Source organism: Lysinibacillus sp. fls2-241-R2A-57 (genome assembly GCF_030209535.1).
Taxonomy (GTDB): domain Bacteria; phylum Bacillota; class Bacilli; order Bacillales_A; family Planococcaceae; genus Lysinibacillus.
The window spans coordinates 63,176-81,455 of sequence record NZ_JARVRU010000032.1 but is presented as its reverse complement, the minus strand read 5'-3'; the positions used below and the strand labels follow the sequence as shown (position 1 = coordinate 81,455).

23 protein-coding genes, 1 tRNA gene, 1 pseudogene and 1 riboswitch are annotated in these 18,280 nt (G+C 39.0%); of the genes and pseudogenes, 20 read left to right on the top strand and 5 right to left on the bottom strand.

Annotated elements, in window-relative coordinates:
- The first annotated feature begins 29 nt into the window (after positions 1-29).
- Entirely contained in the window at positions 30-203 is a 174-nt protein-coding gene (locus QRN68_RS06780) for a DUF2639 domain-containing protein (protein WP_285396001.1), read from the top strand.
- A gap of 82 nt (positions 204-285) precedes the next feature.
- The gene (locus tag QRN68_RS06775) at positions 286-966 is read left to right on the top strand and encodes a YqjF family protein (RefSeq protein WP_285396000.1); all 681 of its coding nucleotides are present in this window, start codon (positions 286-288) and stop codon (positions 964-966) included.
- 40 nt (positions 967-1,006) lie between these two features.
- Here QRN68_RS06775 and QRN68_RS06770 read toward each other — a convergent pair whose 3' ends face one another.
- Entirely contained in the window at positions 1,007-1,672 is a 666-nt protein-coding gene (locus QRN68_RS06770; RefSeq protein ID WP_285395999.1) for a hypothetical protein, read from the bottom strand.
- 78 nt (positions 1,673-1,750) lie between these two features.
- Positions 1,751-2,387 (bottom strand): annotated as a pseudogene (locus QRN68_RS06765) (SDR family NAD(P)-dependent oxidoreductase).
- A 221-nt stretch (positions 2,388-2,608) separates the two neighbouring features.
- Here QRN68_RS06765 and QRN68_RS06755 point away from each other — a divergent pair.
- Positions 2,609-2,682: transfer RNA gene (locus QRN68_RS06755), tRNA-Arg, on the top strand.
- Between the two features lie 123 nt (positions 2,683-2,805).
- Entirely contained in the window at positions 2,806-3,798 is a 993-nt protein-coding gene (locus QRN68_RS06750) for a tyrosine-type recombinase/integrase (protein ID WP_285395997.1), read from the top strand.
- Positions 3,799-4,431: 633 nt separating this feature from the next.
- Here QRN68_RS06750 and QRN68_RS06745 read toward each other — a convergent pair.
- Positions 4,432-4,662 (bottom strand): hypothetical protein, encoded by a 231-nt coding sequence (locus QRN68_RS06745; protein WP_285395996.1) that lies wholly within the window; start codon positions 4,660-4,662, stop codon positions 4,432-4,434.
- A gap of 76 nt (positions 4,663-4,738) precedes the next feature.
- On the opposite strand from QRN68_RS06745, the gene QRN68_RS06740 reads away from it, so the two are divergent.
- A complete protein-coding gene (locus tag QRN68_RS06740; RefSeq protein ID WP_285395995.1) occupies positions 4,739-5,212 on the top strand; it encodes a hypothetical protein in 474 nt (157 codons plus the stop codon).
- Between the two features lie 354 nt (positions 5,213-5,566).
- Positions 5,567-5,745: riboswitch (cobalamin riboswitch) on the top strand.
- A gap of 305 nt (positions 5,746-6,050) precedes the next feature.
- Here QRN68_RS06740 and QRN68_RS06735 read toward each other — a convergent pair.
- On the bottom strand, positions 6,051-6,281 hold the full coding sequence (locus QRN68_RS06735) for a DUF6471 domain-containing protein (RefSeq protein WP_285395994.1): 231 nt from the start codon (positions 6,279-6,281) through the stop codon (positions 6,051-6,053).
- A 132-nt stretch (positions 6,282-6,413) separates the two neighbouring features.
- On the opposite strand from QRN68_RS06735, the gene QRN68_RS06730 reads away from it, so the two are divergent.
- Positions 6,414-6,662, top strand: a complete 249-nt coding sequence (locus QRN68_RS06730; RefSeq protein ID WP_285395993.1) for a hypothetical protein — start codon at positions 6,414-6,416, stop codon at positions 6,660-6,662.
- 112 nt (positions 6,663-6,774) lie between these two features.
- On the opposite strand, the gene QRN68_RS06725 is transcribed toward QRN68_RS06730, so the two are convergent.
- Positions 6,775-6,957, bottom strand: coding sequence for a hypothetical protein (locus QRN68_RS06725; RefSeq protein ID WP_285395992.1), 183 nt, complete (start codon positions 6,955-6,957; stop codon positions 6,775-6,777).
- Between the two features lie 881 nt (positions 6,958-7,838).
- Between QRN68_RS06725 and QRN68_RS06720 the strand changes: the two genes are divergently transcribed.
- From QRN68_RS06720 to QRN68_RS06655, 14 genes are all read left to right on the top strand, one after another.
- Positions 7,839-8,579 (top strand): hypothetical protein, encoded by a 741-nt coding sequence (locus QRN68_RS06720; RefSeq protein ID WP_285395991.1) that lies wholly within the window; start codon positions 7,839-7,841, stop codon positions 8,577-8,579.
- A gap of 59 nt (positions 8,580-8,638) precedes the next feature.
- Positions 8,639-8,812, top strand: a complete 174-nt coding sequence (locus QRN68_RS06715) for a hypothetical protein (protein WP_285395990.1) — start codon at positions 8,639-8,641, stop codon at positions 8,810-8,812.
- Positions 8,813-8,866: 54 nt separating this feature from the next.
- A complete protein-coding gene (locus QRN68_RS06710; protein ID WP_285395989.1) occupies positions 8,867-9,352 on the top strand; it encodes a helix-turn-helix domain-containing protein in 486 nt (161 codons plus the stop codon).
- 219 nt (positions 9,353-9,571) lie between these two features.
- Positions 9,572-10,486: a hypothetical protein gene (locus QRN68_RS06705; protein WP_285395988.1), complete on the top strand. Its 915-nt coding sequence runs from the start codon at positions 9,572-9,574 to the stop codon at positions 10,484-10,486.
- Between the two features lie 78 nt (positions 10,487-10,564).
- Positions 10,565-10,801 carry a helix-turn-helix domain-containing protein gene (locus tag QRN68_RS06700; RefSeq protein WP_285395987.1) on the top strand — a complete coding sequence of 79 codons (237 nt, stop codon included), beginning with the start codon at positions 10,565-10,567 and terminating at the stop codon, positions 10,799-10,801.
- 42 nt (positions 10,802-10,843) lie between these two features.
- Positions 10,844-11,098, top strand: coding sequence for a hypothetical protein (locus QRN68_RS06695; RefSeq protein ID WP_285395986.1), 255 nt, complete (start codon positions 10,844-10,846; stop codon positions 11,096-11,098).
- 125 nt (positions 11,099-11,223) lie between these two features.
- Positions 11,224-11,388: a hypothetical protein gene (locus QRN68_RS06690; protein ID WP_285395985.1), complete on the top strand. Its 165-nt coding sequence runs from the start codon at positions 11,224-11,226 to the stop codon at positions 11,386-11,388.
- Positions 11,389-11,847 carry a hypothetical protein gene (locus tag QRN68_RS06685; RefSeq protein WP_285395984.1) on the top strand — a complete coding sequence of 153 codons (459 nt, stop codon included), beginning with the start codon at positions 11,389-11,391 and terminating at the stop codon, positions 11,845-11,847.
- Complete coding sequence (locus QRN68_RS06680; protein ID WP_285395983.1) at positions 11,847-12,944, top strand: SU10 major capsid protein; 1,098 nt, start codon at positions 11,847-11,849, stop codon at positions 12,942-12,944. Before QRN68_RS06685 ends, QRN68_RS06680 begins: the two co-directional genes overlap by 1 nt.
- A gap of 235 nt (positions 12,945-13,179) precedes the next feature.
- Positions 13,180-13,467, top strand: coding sequence for a hypothetical protein (locus tag QRN68_RS06675; RefSeq protein WP_285395982.1), 288 nt, complete (start codon positions 13,180-13,182; stop codon positions 13,465-13,467).
- On the top strand, positions 13,467-13,871 hold the full coding sequence (locus tag QRN68_RS06670) for a hypothetical protein (protein WP_285395980.1): 405 nt from the start codon (positions 13,467-13,469) through the stop codon (positions 13,869-13,871). Before QRN68_RS06675 ends, QRN68_RS06670 begins: the two co-directional genes overlap by 1 nt.
- 229 nt (positions 13,872-14,100) lie before the next feature.
- Entirely contained in the window at positions 14,101-16,119 is a 2,019-nt protein-coding gene (locus QRN68_RS06665) for a phage tail protein (RefSeq protein ID WP_285395979.1), read from the top strand.
- A 656-nt stretch (positions 16,120-16,775) separates the two neighbouring features.
- Positions 16,776-17,429: a recombinase family protein gene (locus QRN68_RS06660; RefSeq protein WP_481817435.1), complete on the top strand. Its 654-nt coding sequence runs from the start codon at positions 16,776-16,778 to the stop codon at positions 17,427-17,429.
- A 194-nt stretch (positions 17,430-17,623) separates the two neighbouring features.
- Positions 17,624-18,220: a hypothetical protein gene (locus tag QRN68_RS06655; RefSeq protein WP_285395977.1), complete on the top strand. Its 597-nt coding sequence runs from the start codon at positions 17,624-17,626 to the stop codon at positions 18,218-18,220.
- The last annotated feature ends 60 nt before the right edge of the window (positions 18,221-18,280 follow it).

Below are 18,280 nucleotides of genomic sequence, written 5' to 3'. Positions count from 1 at the left end.
ACGCTATGTATGAATATAAGTGAAGGAGAATGTGTAAAGTGCATAAGTATTCAAAAGGTTGGTTTGTTAAGCAACTTCGAGATCATGGAATTTTAGTTCATCCTCAATTTAAAAGTCATTTAGGCAATTATAAAGAATCCGAATTACGCAATTTATATTACCGATATGTTGAAAAAGAAACGTTCGATTCAGAACAAAAATAGTCATTATAGTTTGAATAACTCCTTTGTAGGAAAGAATTTTACTACAGAAGGGAGTTATTTTATGTGGAGCAAACCGTGGATTATGACGCAAATATGGCAAGATGTGTTGTTTTTACATTGGCCAATATCACCTAGTGAGATAGAGCCGTACATCCCTCAAGAATTGCAACTGGATCTCTATAATAATAAAGCTTGGCTTAGTGTTGTCCTTTTTAAAGTAAAAGGACAACGCCTGAGATTTCTACCACCATTTCCTGGGATGGATTCCTATTTACAGCTTAATGTCCGCACATATGTTACATATAACGGCATGAAAGGTATCTATTTTTTTAACTTAGATGTTACGAATCGTTTTATTGTACAAATAGCTACAAAGGGCAGTCTATCATATCGACATTCAAAAATATCTTTAAAACAAAGAGGTAACAATTTTTCTTTTACAAGTTTATATCATGGAGCACTGGATGAAAGATTGCAGATTTCCTATCAACCGATTTCTAGTGCAATAATTAGTTCTACCTTAGAAAAATGGTTAGTGGAACGTTATCATTCTTGGTCAACATGGAAAAATTCCTTATTACGCATAGATATAAGCCATACGCCATGGCAGTTGCAACGTGTTAGCATTAACATTACAAGCAATACACTAGCTCCTTTTGTGAAAGAAACGATACAAGGAATTCATCCAATAGCTCATTATTCTAAGAATAAAAAGGCTAGAATTTTTTCACCAATATTGGAAATGAAAAACCAGCTCCGTTAACAAAATAACTTTGTCAAAAGAGCTGGTTTTATTAATAGCATTAATAAAAAAGATAACAAAATTGCATCACAATGGCACTAGCAATCATATCCGACATAGCAAGTGCCTCTGCCTCAATGACATCAAAAATTTGTACATCTGCTTGATAGTTTTTCTGAATCATTGTCTCGGCTTCCTTTTTTGTTAAAGCTAAATGAGTATAGAACATTTTTTGCACTGCCTCTACACTCAAGTATGGATTTATTTGATTCAAAAATATTGCAATTTCGTCAGCATTACGATACCATTCCTTTTCTTTTGCCTCTGCTGTTGCTGCATCCCCTTTAGCAGCTGCAGTCACTAACTGGGCTGCAAGAATAAGATGTTCTTTAATCAGTTCAGCATAACGATCAGCAATTTGGTCACCGTAAAATGGACGTAGACAATTGCCTAAGTCCGTCGCATTTCGTAGCAATCGTTCCTGCACAAACGGTAAGTCAGGTAAGCCAAAAACAATACTTATAATCGTCATCCTCGTCCAATTGACGTGCTCCATCCATAATAAACGATTCATTGCCATAAAATCAGCTTCAGCTTTACTAATACAGCGCCGATTATCGTTCGAAGGTTTCAAAAAATGGCGAATCGGTGCAGTATATTGAGTGTTAGGGGCATTATAGAACGCACTTAAAGGATTTCCATAATTTCCGTATTGATAGGGGAACAATGTAAACCACTCCTTCTAATATTCTTTCTAATGTAGAATACTCTGAGGTGCTTCCAGATATGAAAGAAGTGAATCTAATTATTCTTCATACATTATTTTCTTCGTCATCCTACCATCGACAGTTAGATTAATGCCAGTGACAAAATAATTCGTTGGGCTTGCTAAGTATAAATAAGCTTGTGCAATGTCTTCAGGCACGCCTATATGCCCCAATAAATGCTTCTCGTGATCAATGTGACGAAGCTGTTCATAATCACCTGTTTCAATCCAACCAGGTGAAATACAATTAACGGTAATATTATCTGGACCTACGATCGTACTAAAGCATGTATTAATGCGACAATCCCACCTTTTGTTGCTGCATAGGCTTCGGAATGGGGCTCTGACATCTCAGTGCGTGTACATTCATTAAATTTGTTTGAGTCAAATCATTTCATTCATCCAAAGTTACGTCGTAAAGAGATTTATGTTGAAATTTCCCTGCATTATTTATTAAAATATGGATAGTACCAAAATGATCAACTGCTTTTTGCATTAATGAGACAATGTCTTGTTCTTTCGTAATAACTGTTTGAACAAAAAAACAGAATAACCTTGCTCCAATAATTCTTTATTTATACCGGCAATTATAACATTGGCACGCATATGCAAGTACAATGCCTTTGCCAATCCCTAGAGTACCAACAGTTACGGCTACTACTTCATCTTTAAACATTTTAGGATCTTCCAGTGTTTTGTTTTTGATTATTTTAGCAAAAAATCTGTTATGATTAGCAAAAATAGTTTTGAGAAATGGCATAAAGGGATATGTGAAATCATATAATTTTAATGATGAGGCAAACCTTGCCTTCATAGTAAAATTAATGTTGACATTATGCTTTAAAGCACATATAATAAATATTGTCCTTAATATAGTTTATATAGAGATGACATCATGTCTCAGTAGCTCAGCAGGATAGAGCAACGGCCTTCTAAGCCGTCGGTCGGGGGTTCGAATCCCTCCTGGGACGTCAATATTGCGGTATAAACCGCGTCAAATCAACCTTCTAGCGTAGTTTTATAGCGGTCAATGAAGCGGTCTAACTGCGGAAATTGAAACGCCTTCTAACTAAACGTTAGGAGGTTTTTTTACGTTGTCTAAAAAAAGAAACGGGTTAAATGTAAGTGCGGATTTAAACGGAATATTCAGCGTGGAGGATAGTAGGAACCCGATCGTTGTTAATCCGAGGTCTGCGCTATCTATCGAAAAAGCGTTAGAAATTATCGTAAGACAGATGCGAGCGAGCGGATTGCGTGAGCGTACTGTTCACGATTATGAAACCTACGTAAACGATTTTGTTCGTAAGACAGATGTTGAATACTTGCTTGCTATAGATGCCGATGCCATTTACGAATGGTTAGGGCAAATGAAAGTAAAGGATACAACAAAGCGCGTTCGTTTGAAGTGTTTTTGCGCGTTTCTGGGCAAGTGTTTTAATAATGGTTGGCTAAACGATATGTTTTGGAGGAATATCAATATTCGCGTAGACGAGCCTATTAAAGTTGGAGCAACGGAAGATGATGTATTTAATGTTCTGCGCCAGCTCGACCTATCTAATTTTATTGAGTTGAGGGATGCTGCTGCGATATTAACGATGTATCAAACAGGTATCCGACTTGCGACATTATCTGCATTGGAGGAACGTCATGTGGATTTAGAGAATCGTTTACTCCGTATTGACGGCGCACTATTAAAGAATCGGAAAGTTATTTTATTGCCGTTTGATATGCGGTTACAGAAAATATTCGAAGTTTTGTTCAATCAGAATTTGATTATTCGTGAAGAAAAGGGATTGGAGAATAAATTCGTATTTCTAACGCATCAGGGTAAAGGCATCGTTAATGACGAGTCACCTAAGTCTAATGCGATTGCTAAACGATTGAATTATTATAAGCGGAAATATGGTATCGAGAATATCAATCCGCACGCACTTCGCAGAGGTTTTGCCAAAGATATCTATAAACGCAGTAACGGAGATTTAGCGCTTGTTTCAAAGGCGTTAGGTCATAGTGACTTTGCTGTAACTGCCCGTTATTTGCATCTTGATCCGGAAGAAGTAGCGGACAAGCTACGTGAATTTAGATAAAAGAAAAAGCCTAGCGCTTGCAACGCTAGACCTTTCTTATTCCGATTTAACACAAATATGCCCGCCAGCATAAGTGTTTCACTCACAACTGAATATGAGCGATGATATGCCTTCATTTTACTCGAAAAAAACGTAAAATGCAAAGGTCTGCTTTCCTATTGTCTTTTTTAGGAACGCTCACTGACGAGAAGCCGTTAAGCGTCGTTAAAAAACACGTCAGGTTACGCCGGGCCAACGCAATAAATTCGGCTATATCGCAGGTCAAGCCGTTTCCTGTTACGGTTGCGACGAATTGGTGAGCGCCACCATCAAGGGCGCGGGCATGGTTTATCGGCTAGTTACGGCTAGGGTAAGCATGTACAAGCGGACAATCAGCGTACAAATACGCTCAATTAAGGACTACCGCACGTCTAGGACGATAATTAGACGAGTACATACGGATAGGAATATCCCAATCTAACAGGAGCATACGAGAAAACCTCGGACGTCACCATGACGCTGAAATATGCGGTTGTTACTTATTGTTGCTATTTACGTATTTCTACGTATCTAGCGATAATAGGTAACGCCTCTGCGCCGATTTCCTGGAGCGAGCAGCCATTCTGCTGAAATTGGGTGCTGTTGTCAAGAAGATTACTTAAATATATCATTTAGTTTGTCTGAATCTGAATCTAAGTTCTTTTCGATTTTATTAAACAATATATTAAGTTTTTGTTTAAGGTCAGTTATATTATGTTCAATGGATCCGTTAGAACGATCGCTTGTATAAACACCAGGTAAATATATATGACCTTTTTCCAATTTGTTGAAAATATCCTTAATTTCTTGGATTTCTAATGCATATTTTTCTTTAATATCAATCATTTTTTCACCTCCCACCAACATTATAACGCTACTATGTACTATAATTAACATTATTAATAATTTATGGGTGGTATTTATGAACAGTACTTTTAGTAAAGTTTGGGCTGCGGTTGCATCATTGTGGGTTTTGTATTTGTCTGTCTTATACTTTAGAGAAGTTGATTCTATTGAAAATATTAATAATTTACTAATAGTATTATCGGGAATATTAGTTACTGCATCTGTAGGAATAGGAGCAATAGCATATATTTTTTTAGGCGATACTGGTAAATCTAAAGTGTTAGATATGGTCATTGTTCTAATTTTCTTATCATTTTCTTCGGCTGTTGTGGGACATTTAGAAGGGAATTTTAAATTAAAGAAGGTACAATTTTTAGTAGATCTATTCTTTTTAACAACCACATGCTCATTTATATTGGGATATTATAAAGGGAAGTTGATTGAGGATAAAGATGCAAAAGTTAGCGATGATGAAGTACGAAAAAAGAATCCCGATTATTTAAAAAATAGAAACACAAATATAAAAAATAAAAACAAGAAAAGACGGTAGGCTCCGCTCTATTTAACCTATAATACTTTTTGTTTTGTCGCAGATACATATATAAGAAATCATCTACATATCAGTAAGAAAAGTGATAAAGGACGGTGTATGTGTTTGATGTATAACCAAGAAAAGTTAAAGGAATTTGCGGAGAAAGTCCGTGAGCAAACGGAGAAATATAACTTGCCGACGACGCCTAAACGAAAGAAGAATAAGAAAGTAAAAAACATAATAGAGGAAAACAAGAGCGCAGCCAATTAGTCGGCATGCGCTTTTTCTAGGAAGCTTTAAATTTAATCAATAAAAAGTCTATTAATAATTGACTTATTTTTCATAAAGAATTATTCTATATATAGAATAAAATAACATATTTGATGTTTTGGTACTACTATATATAGTTTAAAAGGGAAGTTCGGTACTATTCCGACGCTGTCCAACAACTGTGAAGCTGACAATGATTAATATCCACTGTACTTTGAGTACGGGAAGGTAATCAGCGGAAGAAGCTAAGCCAGGAGACCTGCCTGAACACTAATTTTCTCTAATAAAGACTTTTAGTGTTTGGCTAGTGTCGAGGCTTGCTTTTTTTGCTTTTTTTTCGTACTCGAAATCTAGCTTGTTGATTTTATTAGAGGTTTTATTCTTAAACTTTTATAATTGGCAGGTGATAAAACAGTGGAAATAGCTACATTAATTGTCAGTGTTGTAACTTGTGTTTGTATGATTATTTTTGAGATACTAAAGATTTGTTTAAAAAATAATAACTAATAAAAACTTGAAGCAAAACAATCAGAGCGAGAAATGCATAGTTTTATCACGTTAGTGAAAATATGAAAGACGATAGCCGTTATTGGTCGTCGTCTTTTTTGTTGTCTACCCACTCTATACGCTTACCAACTGCAATAGCGATTTGTTGTGCCTCATCATAGCGTAAGGATCCACGACTCAATTTGTTCGATAAGTTTTGTACTGACGTCTTTTTATCCGCAGGTAAATCCTCATTTAATCTTTCAACAAGTTCAGTCATAGTAATACCAGTAGCTGCCAAATAGCTCTTAATTTCATTTTTAATATTCATATTAAACACCCCTTTTTACTCTACAATAACACGTTTGTAAATATTTTTAAACTTTTTCGTGTAAAGTTGTTGACTTATTAAACGAATTCGTTTAAATTTAAACCATAAAGAATAAAGAGGGGGCATTTACAGATGGATCAAACAATTGAACACGTAGCAGTAGACGAAAATAAGGTAGTTTCGATAGTCACAACGCATTTAGCGGAGGATATTCAACTTGTTACTTGCGACCAGGAGCGAGAAGCAACGCTATTTATCGACGATGAAGATTATTGCTTAGATTACGAAGATGCTGCTGACATTTTAAAATGTGCCGGTGATGATATAAGACGGAAGATGCTAAGAGGATACTTACGATTACTAACAGCTAAAATTGCTTAATACGTAATATCAAGCTGAAAACTACGGTATCGGACGCTGATACAGGAATTTGATACGGTAAATTATACGTAGTTTGCTCAGGATGACCATTTAGCGGACGTATAGGCGCGTCTTACTTCCCACCGATTAACGTGATTGGCGCACGTCTAACATTAAAGGTGAAGGCGACTTGAAACGTGATTAGACGGATTTCTGACACGTTTACATACATTCGAGAATATACAGCACAGTTGCGGATTGGCGACGGACGATCGATAGAGAAGGAAAGCTGAACGTTTTGGCGGACGTTCATCACAAAACTTGGAGCGTTTTATATAGATGGGAAACGGTCTTTGCTGCAACATCGACCAACGAGGCTAGAGGCGGCTGCAAACGTTTCTCTAGCCTTTTGTTTTACCTTGCTAAACCCGTTGATTTAGGTGTCCTAGCAACGTAGTAGATGTATTTATCATCCGGAGACTAGAATGCCTTAAAACGAACAATCACAAAGGGAGAGCATCGATTCACTGTCGATAGCAAACTATATTTTACGATATAGTTCGTAGGTATTTCGACTTATTTTGAATTAATTTTGCGAATTTGTTGCAGATAGGAGTATGTTGCTGTGGGTTGTAAGTAAGGAGGTAACGAAATGCAAGTAATTGACTATCGCATTTTGAAATTTATTTTCGTAAAAGTGTACGGTTTTTAATTTTTATGTATATAAGTTTAGTAGAGAGGTTAATTATCTGATTGTCACAAAATAGACACAAAAAGACTATCTGAAAGTGTGCGAAACCCATTTTTTATCTATATTAGTTTAGTAGGGACGGAATTTAATTTTAAAAAAAGTGCGACAAACGGAAATTTTATGGATATAAGTCAGTAGGAAAAGGTTTTTCTTTAAAGGTGATATCAAATATAGCTTTTTACTCGGTACTTAATAGTAGAAGAATGTTTTCTGCAAATTGTCCCAAAAACAGAGGTTTGAGTCTGCTATGTATAGTAAGAGGTGATTTTTTGAAAAGTGTTAACGAAATAAAATTTTACTCGGGAATATATAGTAGGAATTATTTTTTAAAACTTGTCCCAAAAAACAAAGTTTTACCGAGCTATATATAGTAGGAGGCAATTCCGTCGATCAATCGGCGTTCACATATAACAAAACAAAACCAAACAATAGGGAGAGATTTTATTATGGTAAATCAAACAACAATTTTAGAGAAGTTAGAAAGTTTCACGGAGATGCTTGCGGAGTCAGCTATGCTTTTAACACCTATGTTTCCAGGCAGTGAAGATAAATTTTATGGAATTGGAGTAAGTAAGGCAAGTCCTATTTTGGATACTCCTGCCGAAGAATTTTATGTTGTTAATGTTTGGAGTGTTAACGGTGAAATTGTATTTACAGCGCTATTCTTCGACGAAAATCACATCGTAGTTAATGGTATTGAAGTTTCGCATGATGAAGCGTTAGCAATTGCGAATGAAAAAATGGGCGGTACAGTAGGCAGTATTGTGGGTGGTCCTGTTTCGAATGTTCCGGTTGCAGCATTAGCTTCTATTACAGAGATGCCAACATTCCAATCGAAGGTAGCCTTAGCGCTTGAGGGCGATGATGGTCTGTTTCATGTTATTTTCAGCAAAAATCACCGCATTGACACAGACTGCTACGGACATACAAGTGAAGATACAGCATATGAAATTACCCTTTACGAAACATTAGGTGGAAACCGTTTATTAGAGGTGTCTGTTGAAGATGACATATGTTACATCAACGGAAAGGAAGTGGAGTTTGAGGGAATTGCTGTCGAAGCAGTCTTTGCGATGCTAAATTTCCGAGATGGGGAAAGTGAATGGAATTATGATGCCGCAGTAGAAGAAGTGGCATTTAGTCCTTTAGTCGAGGCGATGGCAATTGCTGAGTTCCAAACAAAATAAACCAAATTACGCCGAGTGTCAAACGGTGCTCGGTACTATCTTTTAGGAGGTGCACCAATATGACGAACCGCATTAAAGTAATACGTTCATTACGTGTGGTAAACGATTTAACATCGAAGGGACATCGCATTATAGGCGTTGAGCCTTGCCGTAAGTCACCGAGGTATACTTGTTTTATTTTCGAAGATACTCCGGCTTTGCAAAAGGCATTAGCGCAAACCTTTCAACGATAGAAACGATAATTATCCGCAGCCAAACAATTAAGCAGCTAAAGGAGACACGATTTTATGACGGATGCTAAAAAAGATGTACAAAAGGCTTTGCCTTACGATTATGAGGGCGGTTGGGTAGCTGTTCAAAATGCTGTTTTAACCGTTTACACATTACACCCGGATTTTAAAGCAACGACTTTGTTAGTTTACGCGTATTTGTTAAAGAACTATAACATCGGTCGACGATACAGTTGGCCTTCATTTGACGCGATGGAAATCGATTTAAATATAAGTCGGGGTACTATATCGGCAGCCACTCAAACGTTATGTGATTTAGGTATGATTAATATTTTTAAGCGTGGTTCGCGTGGTAGTCATGCTTATACATTCAATGTGTTGATTGATGACGAGGTAGAGTTTATCACACGATTCCCGGATGCGATTCCGAATTACGAGAAGAAGTTGGCTAAGGTCGAGCGTATAGATGCGAAAAAAGCTGCTTTTGATAAGTTGATTCCGGTACGTGGTCAAGATATTGAATTGTCACAGTCTGATTTTTAGACCTCGACTATCTCGTTTATTAGTATATATAAAGACTTAACGATAAAGACCTAGTGTATAAAGATTTAAAGATATTCCGCTATTTGCAAAAAGACGCAAATAGACGGGCTAGTAATATCGCTAAATATATTATTGATTGTAGATATAAGAGAGATAGAGCAAAAGAAGGCTCGCAGTCTAAATTTTAGACTATGAGAATAACCGAGGAGGAATCAGCCAATGACGAAAGCAGTCGCAGCTAAATTAAGAAAAGTGGGTCGTGCATTAATAGAAATCGCAGAAGCAGAAGGTATCCCAATAACGTATGAAAATGTATATCCTGGTTCTGTTTTCGTAGAAAAGATTCTAAAAGCCCGACATAAACCGTTGTATAGTAAAGATTTTCCGAAGCCAAAAAAGCCGTCGATCCTAGAACGATTTGCGAATGTTGACGAGGTGTATTTAAAGCGTGCGCCAATAGGTTCGTTAGAATATGATGCGTTGCAGTTGATAAAGGAATCGGAGAGTGCTGAGCAAGAAAAAGCCCGCATATGTCCACCTGTTACTGATCGCTCCTATATCGAACGTTCAGACTTCACGTTGCAAGACTTATATAACGATATAGTTTCGTTAATGGAGTGGTATTCAATTGCCACGTACTTGATGCGCTTGCTGATCTTCGGAAGTGATGCATTATCTACGTATACTGACCGTTTGGATTGGGATTATTACCGAGCAGAGCGCAAGAAATTCAGAAGTTGCCGTTACAAATACTGCTTAAATATGTTTCCGATAGAAGGTGATAATATCCGCCAGGGAGATTCTAAACGAACGGATAGTCGAAATTGTTGTGAACAATGCCGTAAAGCTGATTATGAAGCCACGGAGCGATATAAAAAGCATGGCTCATATTTACCTGTCTATTTCTACGTAGAGCAGACCGCTGAACATATCGGAGACACAGCTAGGATGCGTGAGGTAGCCAAACCTATAGAAGCAATTGAGCGTAGGAATGTTAAAGGAATCGCCACGTCACCGATGAAAGGTAAGCAACGAAAACGTGCTGAAAAGCCCGAGTTTAAGCCGTTTTTAACTGTAAATATTACCACTGGAGAAGTGAAATATACGTCGGAAAATCCCCTATATAAGTATTAAGGGCGGATTAAGCCCACATTTATTTTTGGGGTAGTAGCGTCTAAATGAAACACGATAAATCAAATGAGGAGGGAGACAATGGATTTACTGTGGGAAATTTATGGAATGCGTAAACATAAGAAATTAACGCAAAGAGAGTTTGCAGAAATGCTTGGTTTTTCTCGTAGTGCTGTGAATGATATTGAAAATATGCGAAGAAATCCAAGCGAAAGCTTTTTAGTTTCATTTAATCAAATATTTCATTCTGAAAAAACGGATGAATTCTATTCTTTTTTAGATATTTTAAAGGAAAATTCATATAAATATCCAATTTAACATTAACACAAAATGGTGACTTTGTAAAGGAGGTTTATTATTTTGTCCGCTGATTTGTGGCGTTTAGATAACGCAAGTTTCGCACTCTACATCGATACCTCGCATGATCGTGAAATTCGCAACATTAAAAGGTCGCGAGATTGGAGCATCATAGCAACATATCAAAAGAATGGACGAGTTGTCGGCTTGCAATGGCGAGTTCCCGAGTCGGACTATCGAGCAGCGAAGCGTATTGAAAAATGCATTAACAAAAGTGTACATGAAATCGTGGAAACACCGTCGTTAAACACGGGCTAGCATTCGGAGGAACAAATACCTTACCTAGTGTTCTATCGTCGCTTAAATCAAGCGAAACGACAGATTCATGTCAATATACGTAGCAAAATTTCAAGGGTGTCCAAAACAAAAGGGAGGAAATATTTATGACAAACGAAAAACACGAAGTAGCCGTAGAACCAAAGTTATTTACTCAAGAGGAAGTTAATTCGCTCATTAAAAAACGTTTAGGTCGCGAGCGAAAAAAGAGTGCAGAATTAATTCGACAATTATCTGATTACATTCAAGTGATTTCCGAAGGGGGTGAGTAAATGACAGAAGAACAAATCGAGGTTACTGAGCAAGTCGACGAGCAGCCAGCACAAGAAACACCGGATATAGACGAGTTGCTTGAAAAGGCAAGAGAATTAGACGAGCTTAGAGCAAAAATTGCCGAACAAGAAGCAAGTTCGATGGAACAAGAAATCCAATCAAAATTTGAACAAGCGGGCGTGACTAACTTTGATAAGTTGCGTCCGTTTTTAAATCCGAAAAAACTCAATGGTGATTCATTAGATGAACTAGTCGCAGTTTTATCGGGGGTAAAGCCTAAGCCAAAGCCAAAGCCAGTCGGCTCTCCAACAAATGGCGGACCAACAAATGAGCGAGCAGTCTATGAGGCGCAATTACAAGACGCAGCTACAGTTGCTAAACGTAGCGGACGTGCCGAAGATGTTGCTTATTATACAAAACTAAAACAAACACTACAAAAATTCGGAGGTAATCGATAATGACAAACAATACAATTAAATCAACAAATTTAGTGGGTAAAAAAGAATCGGTAGTAGATGAGATCTTATTATTAAATCCTAATCAGACACCTTTAATTAACCTTTTAGGGTTTAGCGCACCAACAACAAATACAGCGCATATTTGGTATGAGGATGAGATGTTCGCAACAACTGCGACAGCTACCTCGCCAGCAGCGGAGAGCGAGACAACTATTGCGGTTGATAGCGTGGAGCCGTTCGTGGTTGATGCTATCGTAGATGTTAACGAAGAACGTTTACTTGTAACAGGTGTAAACGCATTTGACAAAACAATTACAGTTGAGCGTGGCTACTCGGTTACAGATGCAGCTCCAATTGCGGTAGGCGATAAGCTTGCATTCCAATTCGTTAAGAAAGCGGAAGGTGCTGACGCAACACAGGCTCGAAGTAAGCAACGCACTCGCGTCGATAACTATACACAAATCTTTACTGACACTGTTTCAGTAACGGGATCTGCGGAAGAAGTATCGCAATATGGTATTGACGACTTATACAACTACGAAAAAGCTAAAAAGCAATTAGAACTTGCGTTGCAACTTGAAAAGGCGTTAATCGGTGGTATTAAGTACGATGATGGTTCTGTACGACAAATGAGTGGGATTCGTCAATTCATTAAAACCAATGTAACTAATGCTAGTAATAAAGCGATTAATTTAACTATGCTACGTGATATTGCGCATGTAGTGTTTAAAAACGGCGGATTAGCTGGCGGTGGTCAATACGCTTACATCGTTTCACCGGTGCAAAAGGTTGCTATTAGCGATTTGCAAAGCGATAAAGTCCGCATTGTTCAATCAGAGACGTCACGTGGACAGACAGTTGATAAGTTAGTGACCGACTTTGGTGAATTCCCAATCATTATGAATAACAACGTAAAAGACGATGAAATCTTCTTCGTCGATATTAACCGTATGGCAATTAAGCCTTTAGGTGGTCGATCATTCTTCCATAAGGAATTACCGGAGAATGGTGACCGAAAGTCTGGTATGGTTATCGGGGAATATACGTTAGAGTTTAAGCAAGAAAAAGCGCACGCTCGCATTAAAAACTTAGGTTAATAGTTTCCAAGAGGTTAGCGATTAAATTTCGCAGCCTCTTTTTTATTACGGCGGATTATTCCGTCACCAAGCCTTTGATACGGCGTAAGTCGTGTCTAACCTACGAGGCTGTAAATTGTCATAGGGCACTAGGCGTGGAAAACCTGGTGTCCAATCTCCGAACATTTGGGCGTCGTGGCTTCTACCGGCTACGGCGCTTATTTTTTTGTATAAAAACGCAAGGAGGATACAAGGAATGAATGGAAAACAAATAGTAGCAAAAGCAGGCGGTGCCGTTAATTATATCGACAAGCACAATTTTAAAGTTGACGTTGATTACATTCGCTATGCTAACGACATCAAGACTGGATTGTTACAGGCTGTAGTAACCGATGCTCAATGGTCATTAGCAGCAGGAAAAATACTAGAGGCACTCACACTAGCTATTAAACAAGTAGAGGGACAAGATGTGCTCGATGATTTTAAACGTGTATGCAAAGAGTTTGATTACGTTATTAGCGGCATGAATGGTGGTGGCTCGTAATGTCTACGGAATTTAATTTTGACTTATCACAATTAGATCGAGCGTTAAGGAGATCGCCAGAGGCTGTCGGTACGGCATTGCTAAACGGTTTAACAGACGTTAAGAACGATTGGAAAGCTGAGTCGGTTGATGCTGCACCGTTGGATACGAGTAACTTGCGTAGGCAGATAAAGGCGGAGGTATTTGCGGAAAATGACGGTTCAGGCGTTGAGATTAGTGCAAACGCAACTCGCGGAGCAAGGCGATTCAATTACGCCTACTATATTCATGAAGAAAATGCGGGCGGTAAAAACGTCAACGGTGAGAAAAAGTTCCTCGATAAGCCTGCACAGCAGAATCAACAGAAGTGGATGGAGTGGATCGAGGATGAAATCGAATCGGAGCTCAGAAGGGTAGGGTGGTGATTTTTTGGAACTTTCAGCCGTATTCCGTGTTCGTGACAGAGGAACCGCTCAGTTACGACGTATTACGAAAATGCTGGAGCAGATGGATCGGGCAAGCCGTTCAACTAGCACAAGCATAAACGATATGGGGTCATCCATCGCTAACGTTGCAAAGAAAACATCGCTATTGACTAATGGAATCGCGGGATTAGTGGGGGTTACTGGACCGGCTGTTGCCGGAGTTGGTGCGTTGTCAGCCTCGTTCGCCGCCGCAGGAATCGGTGCTGCATCCTTTGGAGCCGTTGCCGTATCGTCACTCGGCGATATATTCGAAGCGTCTAAAGAAGTGGAGAAAATCGAAGAAAAACTCGCGAAGGCAGACAGTGCCAAGGAGAAAATCGCTGCGCAGAAAGAGTTGGCCGCACTATACGCCGACATGAGCACAGCGCAACAAGGCGCGTTAAAGGATTTGCAGAAGTTTAAAGATTTCTGGAGTGGATTTACAAAGAAATTTGAAGAGCCAGTGTTTAAATCTTTTAGCGCCGGACTACAGATTACACAGAAGATATTAAACGGGTTAGAGCCGACGATCAAAAAGGTATCTGGAGTAGTTGTTGAACTGATGCAAGGTTTTAATAAATCCATTGATGGCGGCGGTTTGAAGGATTTCTTCACTTGGCTAGAAACGTACGCAGCAAAAAGTCTCAAGAACTTGTTAACTATTACCGGTAACACATTTGCTGCAGTCTTTAATTTGTTTAGGGCATTCGCGCCACTAGGATCCAGTATTGAAAACGGACTGGTCGGCATGACACAGAGATTTAAGCAGTGGTCAGCGAGTTTAAGTGGATCAAAAGGATTCCAAAGTTTTATAGAGTATGCGAAAACGAACGGACCCGTACTATTAGACATTCTAGGGAACGTATGGTCAGTAGTTGTGGATGTTGTGAAGGCACTTGCACCGCTCGGCTCGACCTTGCTTAATGTATTTAATAAGCTTACTAGCGTATTAGCTGAGCTGACACCTTGGTTTGGAGTACTAACGGACAAGGTTGCTGAGTTTGCCTCTAACATCCTAGGTAAGTTAGGTCCGGCACAAGAAGTCATAAATGGTATTAGTAGTGCGTTCAAAGCCATATCGGAAATATTTAAAAATGGGCTTAAAGGATACGGAGGAGCAAGAAATCTTCTCGAAGAAGCCGGCTTTAGCGAAAATCAGATACAACAGGTTATAAGATTCTCGTATGCTTTAAAAGGTGCATTCGACAAAGTAAAAAGTGTATTTAGCGGAATAGGGACGTTAGTGACAGGCGGAGGTTCCTTAAATCTAATGACTGCGCTAGGGTTCTCGCCTGAAATGGCCGCAAAAGTAGACGAACAAATTAACGGTATTGTAACGAAAATATCTGAATTTATAACTAACGTTAAAACTAAATTCGGAGAAGTAGGAGCGTATATTTCCGAAAAAATAACGCAACTTGCTCCGACTTTTGAGACTCTGAAAGAAGCGTTTTCTACGGCTTGGAACACGGTTGTCAGCATTTTAACAAATGCGTGGATAATTATCGAATCGATTCTGAGCACATTATGGAACTGGATACAGATCATTGGCGATGTCGCTGTAATCGTATTCAACAATATTATCTCCCCAGCTATTTCGTTCCTAGTTCAACTATTCTCAACTTTATGGGCGATAGCTCAGCCTATTCTAGCTGGACTAGCGATTGCCTTTGAGACGTTATCAGCCGTGATTAAGTGGTTATGGGACAACATTTTAGCGCCTCTAGTCGACTTCATTACAACGGCAGTTAAGAATGCGTTTGATATCTTCTCCGGCGCTTTAGAGACTGTACAAGGTTGGTTTGAAACGCTGAGTGGATGGATTAGCACAGCATATGGATACGTAAAGGACTTTATTGACTATATCGGTAAAGTTAAATTGCCGGATTGGCTGACTGGCGGAATTAGCACAGGAGTCAAATTCGTTGGAAACCTAATCGGTGTAGGCGGTGACAAAGGCGGTAACCCGAAATCGCACTATAGTGGCTTAGATTCTGTACCCTACGATGGGTATACAGCTCGATTGCATAAATCAGAAAAAGTTCTTACTGCACGAGAAGCTAAGGAATATGACGAAGGACTCTCGGGCGGTGGAATTACTATCGCAAAATTAGCTGACCAAATTATAGTACGCGAAGATGCTGACATCGAAGATATTGCATACAAATTAGCGAGGATGATAGAGAGAGAGAGATCACAAGTAAGTTAGGACAAACAGGCGGGCATCGGCTTTTACAGCGTTGCTTGCCGTCTTTTTTGTGCCTAATTGCGTTAGAACTCCGATTTCAAATATTAGTAATCGGACATAACGCAAAATCGACGCATTATATAGAAGAAACTCCAAATACATAGTTCCGATTCTGTCCGATTTTAACGCATTTTCGACGCTAGTTTATCGGAGTCTATCGGGCAGATGACGGATATGAACGTAACCTTAAAACACTTTGACCGCCGATAACGCAAAACTGACGCATTATATAGAAGGAACTCATACGATACAGTGATGATAATCGGCGGTATAGCAGCATTTTCGACTAGGCATAATCCGTCATTTATCGGGTAGAGGCTCCGGATGGACGCGTGCCTGAAACACTTTACATTACCTTACATAATGCGAAGGTTCCAGCGGTACATATAATAGAAGGAAACGTAATTATTACGATTTACATAAGTAAGATAACGTAATGTTAACGCAGATTACAGGGGGCAGGCAGTCGGACTGGACGAGGCGGTCTGAAACTCGAGGGGTAACGTTATTACCGATAGAGTACACTTATGTGGTAACGAAAATGAATGCTATCAAACGTTGATATAGCGCTATTCTTAAATTACCGTTTGACTGTTACCGTAATTATTGGTACGATAATGGTAACAATAACGAGTAAAGGCGGTAATACGATGACAACTTACGGTTATGTACGTGTATCAACGGTTGAGCAGAACGAGGCTCGTCAGCTTGCGACAATGAAAGAGCTAGGCGTTGAGCGTAAGAATGTATTCGTCGATAAAGCGTCGGGGAAGGATACGAACCGTCCGCAGTATCAAGAGTTACGCAGCATTATACAAAGTGGCGACTTAATCTATATGGACGACTTGGATCGACTAGGGCGCTCATATGACGATGTAATTGACGAGTGGAAGTATATCACGCGGAAGGTAGGCGCGGACATCGTTATAACGTCTAATGCGGAGCTATTCGATAGTAGACGGTTTAAGTCTATGGGTGACATCGGTAAGCTATTAGAGGATCAATTCCTATCAATGTTAGCGTATGTTGCGGAGCAAGAACGCAAGAAAAATAAGCGTCGTCAACGTGAAGGAATTGAAATCGCTAAAGCCAAAGGAAAGTTTAAAGGACGCAAAACAAAGTTAGTCGAAGGCGGAGAGGAAGAAGTCAGACGCAACGCTATCATTAAGGATTATCAAGACGGCGTTTCAATCGCTGACATTCGCACGACTTATAAAGTTGGAACGGGAACAATTTACCGATTGCTTGAACGTGAAGGAATAAAACGATAACAAAACGATCAATGAACGAATTAAACCTCGTTTGTTGGTCGTTCTTTTTTTGCGTTGAAAGTGCGTGACCCCAAAGCCCTCTATTCTGAATGGCGCTTTCTGCTGTTCTGACCTTACATACAACTTTTTTTCATTTGGGGGTTATAAAAGGGAAAATTATTAAAAAGTAGAATAAATAGGTAGGAGGTGTGTAAATGTTATCCATTTTTAAGAAGAAACCAGGCGGAATTATCCGTCATTTAGCGTTAGAGGATTTTTATAGTACGTTATCCGAGTCGGAAATTGAAGAAATTAAAGATGCTTTAGGACATCCGTATCAATTAACGACAGGCAAACCGTACAGACGTGACGATCTTGATAAAGGAGACCGAACTTATGTCGGAGATAGATGGAAATTCCTCTGGTCAATGTCTCAAGGAAGTAACAGCGATTTAAAACGAAAGTTACTTTTAGAGTCGATCAAATATACCAATAATGATGTTGATCGATACTTTTCACTTCGTGACTTAGCTGAACTTGCTTATAAAGAAGGGGATTACGTAGCATGTGAGCGTTACGCACTCGTAGTATTGCCGATGATTAAAACGATTAAAGAAGATCGCATCTTTAATGGGGCACAGGATTTATTCCCGTTTAAACGATTGGCAATTCTATATGAGAAGCAAGGACGCGTACAAGATGCAATATCCGTAGCAGAAGAAGCATTAATTTATAATCTAAATGATGGTACAAAAGGCGGCTACGAAGGTCGTATCGAGAAATTAAAACGTAAAGCAAATAATATGAAATGAACTAAAAGCGATTGAGCTTCGGCTTGATCGTTTTTGCGCTGTCAGACGCATCGACATTCG

Coding starts and splice junctions, on each gene's coding strand:
- QRN68_RS06690 (WP_285395985.1), top strand. CDS start 11,224: ATGACAAACGAAAAACACGAAGTAGCCGTAGAACCAAAGTTATTTACT.
- QRN68_RS06675 (WP_285395982.1), top strand. CDS start 13,180: ATGAATGGAAAACAAATAGTAGCAAAAGCAGGCGGTGCCGTTAATTAT.
- QRN68_RS06715 (WP_285395990.1), top strand. CDS start 8,639: ATGACGAACCGCATTAAAGTAATACGTTCATTACGTGTGGTAAACGAT.
- QRN68_RS06660 (WP_481817435.1), top strand. CDS start 16,776: ATGGTAACAATAACGAGTAAAGGCGGTAATACGATGACAACTTACGGT.
- QRN68_RS06745 (WP_285395996.1), bottom strand. CDS start 4,662: ATGATTGATATTAAAGAAAAATATGCATTAGAAATCCAAGAAATTAAG.
- QRN68_RS06720 (WP_285395991.1), top strand. CDS start 7,839: ATGGTAAATCAAACAACAATTTTAGAGAAGTTAGAAAGTTTCACGGAG.
- QRN68_RS06655 (WP_285395977.1), top strand. CDS start 17,624: ATGTTATCCATTTTTAAGAAGAAACCAGGCGGAATTATCCGTCATTTA.
- QRN68_RS06775 (WP_285396000.1), top strand. CDS start 286: ATGACGCAAATATGGCAAGATGTGTTGTTTTTACATTGGCCAATATCA.
- QRN68_RS06700 (WP_285395987.1), top strand. CDS start 10,565: ATGGATTTACTGTGGGAAATTTATGGAATGCGTAAACATAAGAAATTA.
- QRN68_RS06705 (WP_285395988.1), top strand. CDS start 9,572: ATGACGAAAGCAGTCGCAGCTAAATTAAGAAAAGTGGGTCGTGCATTA.
- QRN68_RS06730 (WP_285395993.1), top strand. CDS start 6,414: ATGGATCAAACAATTGAACACGTAGCAGTAGACGAAAATAAGGTAGTT.
- QRN68_RS06780 (WP_285396001.1), top strand. CDS start 30: ATGTGTAAAGTGCATAAGTATTCAAAAGGTTGGTTTGTTAAGCAACTT.
- QRN68_RS06735 (WP_285395994.1), bottom strand. CDS start 6,281: ATGAATATTAAAAATGAAATTAAGAGCTATTTGGCAGCTACTGGTATT.
- QRN68_RS06670 (WP_285395980.1), top strand. CDS start 13,467: ATGTCTACGGAATTTAATTTTGACTTATCACAATTAGATCGAGCGTTA.
- QRN68_RS06680 (WP_285395983.1), top strand. CDS start 11,847: ATGACAAACAATACAATTAAATCAACAAATTTAGTGGGTAAAAAAGAA.
- QRN68_RS06710 (WP_285395989.1), top strand. CDS start 8,867: ATGACGGATGCTAAAAAAGATGTACAAAAGGCTTTGCCTTACGATTAT.
- QRN68_RS06685 (WP_285395984.1), top strand. CDS start 11,389: ATGACAGAAGAACAAATCGAGGTTACTGAGCAAGTCGACGAGCAGCCA.
- QRN68_RS06740 (WP_285395995.1), top strand. CDS start 4,739: ATGAACAGTACTTTTAGTAAAGTTTGGGCTGCGGTTGCATCATTGTGG.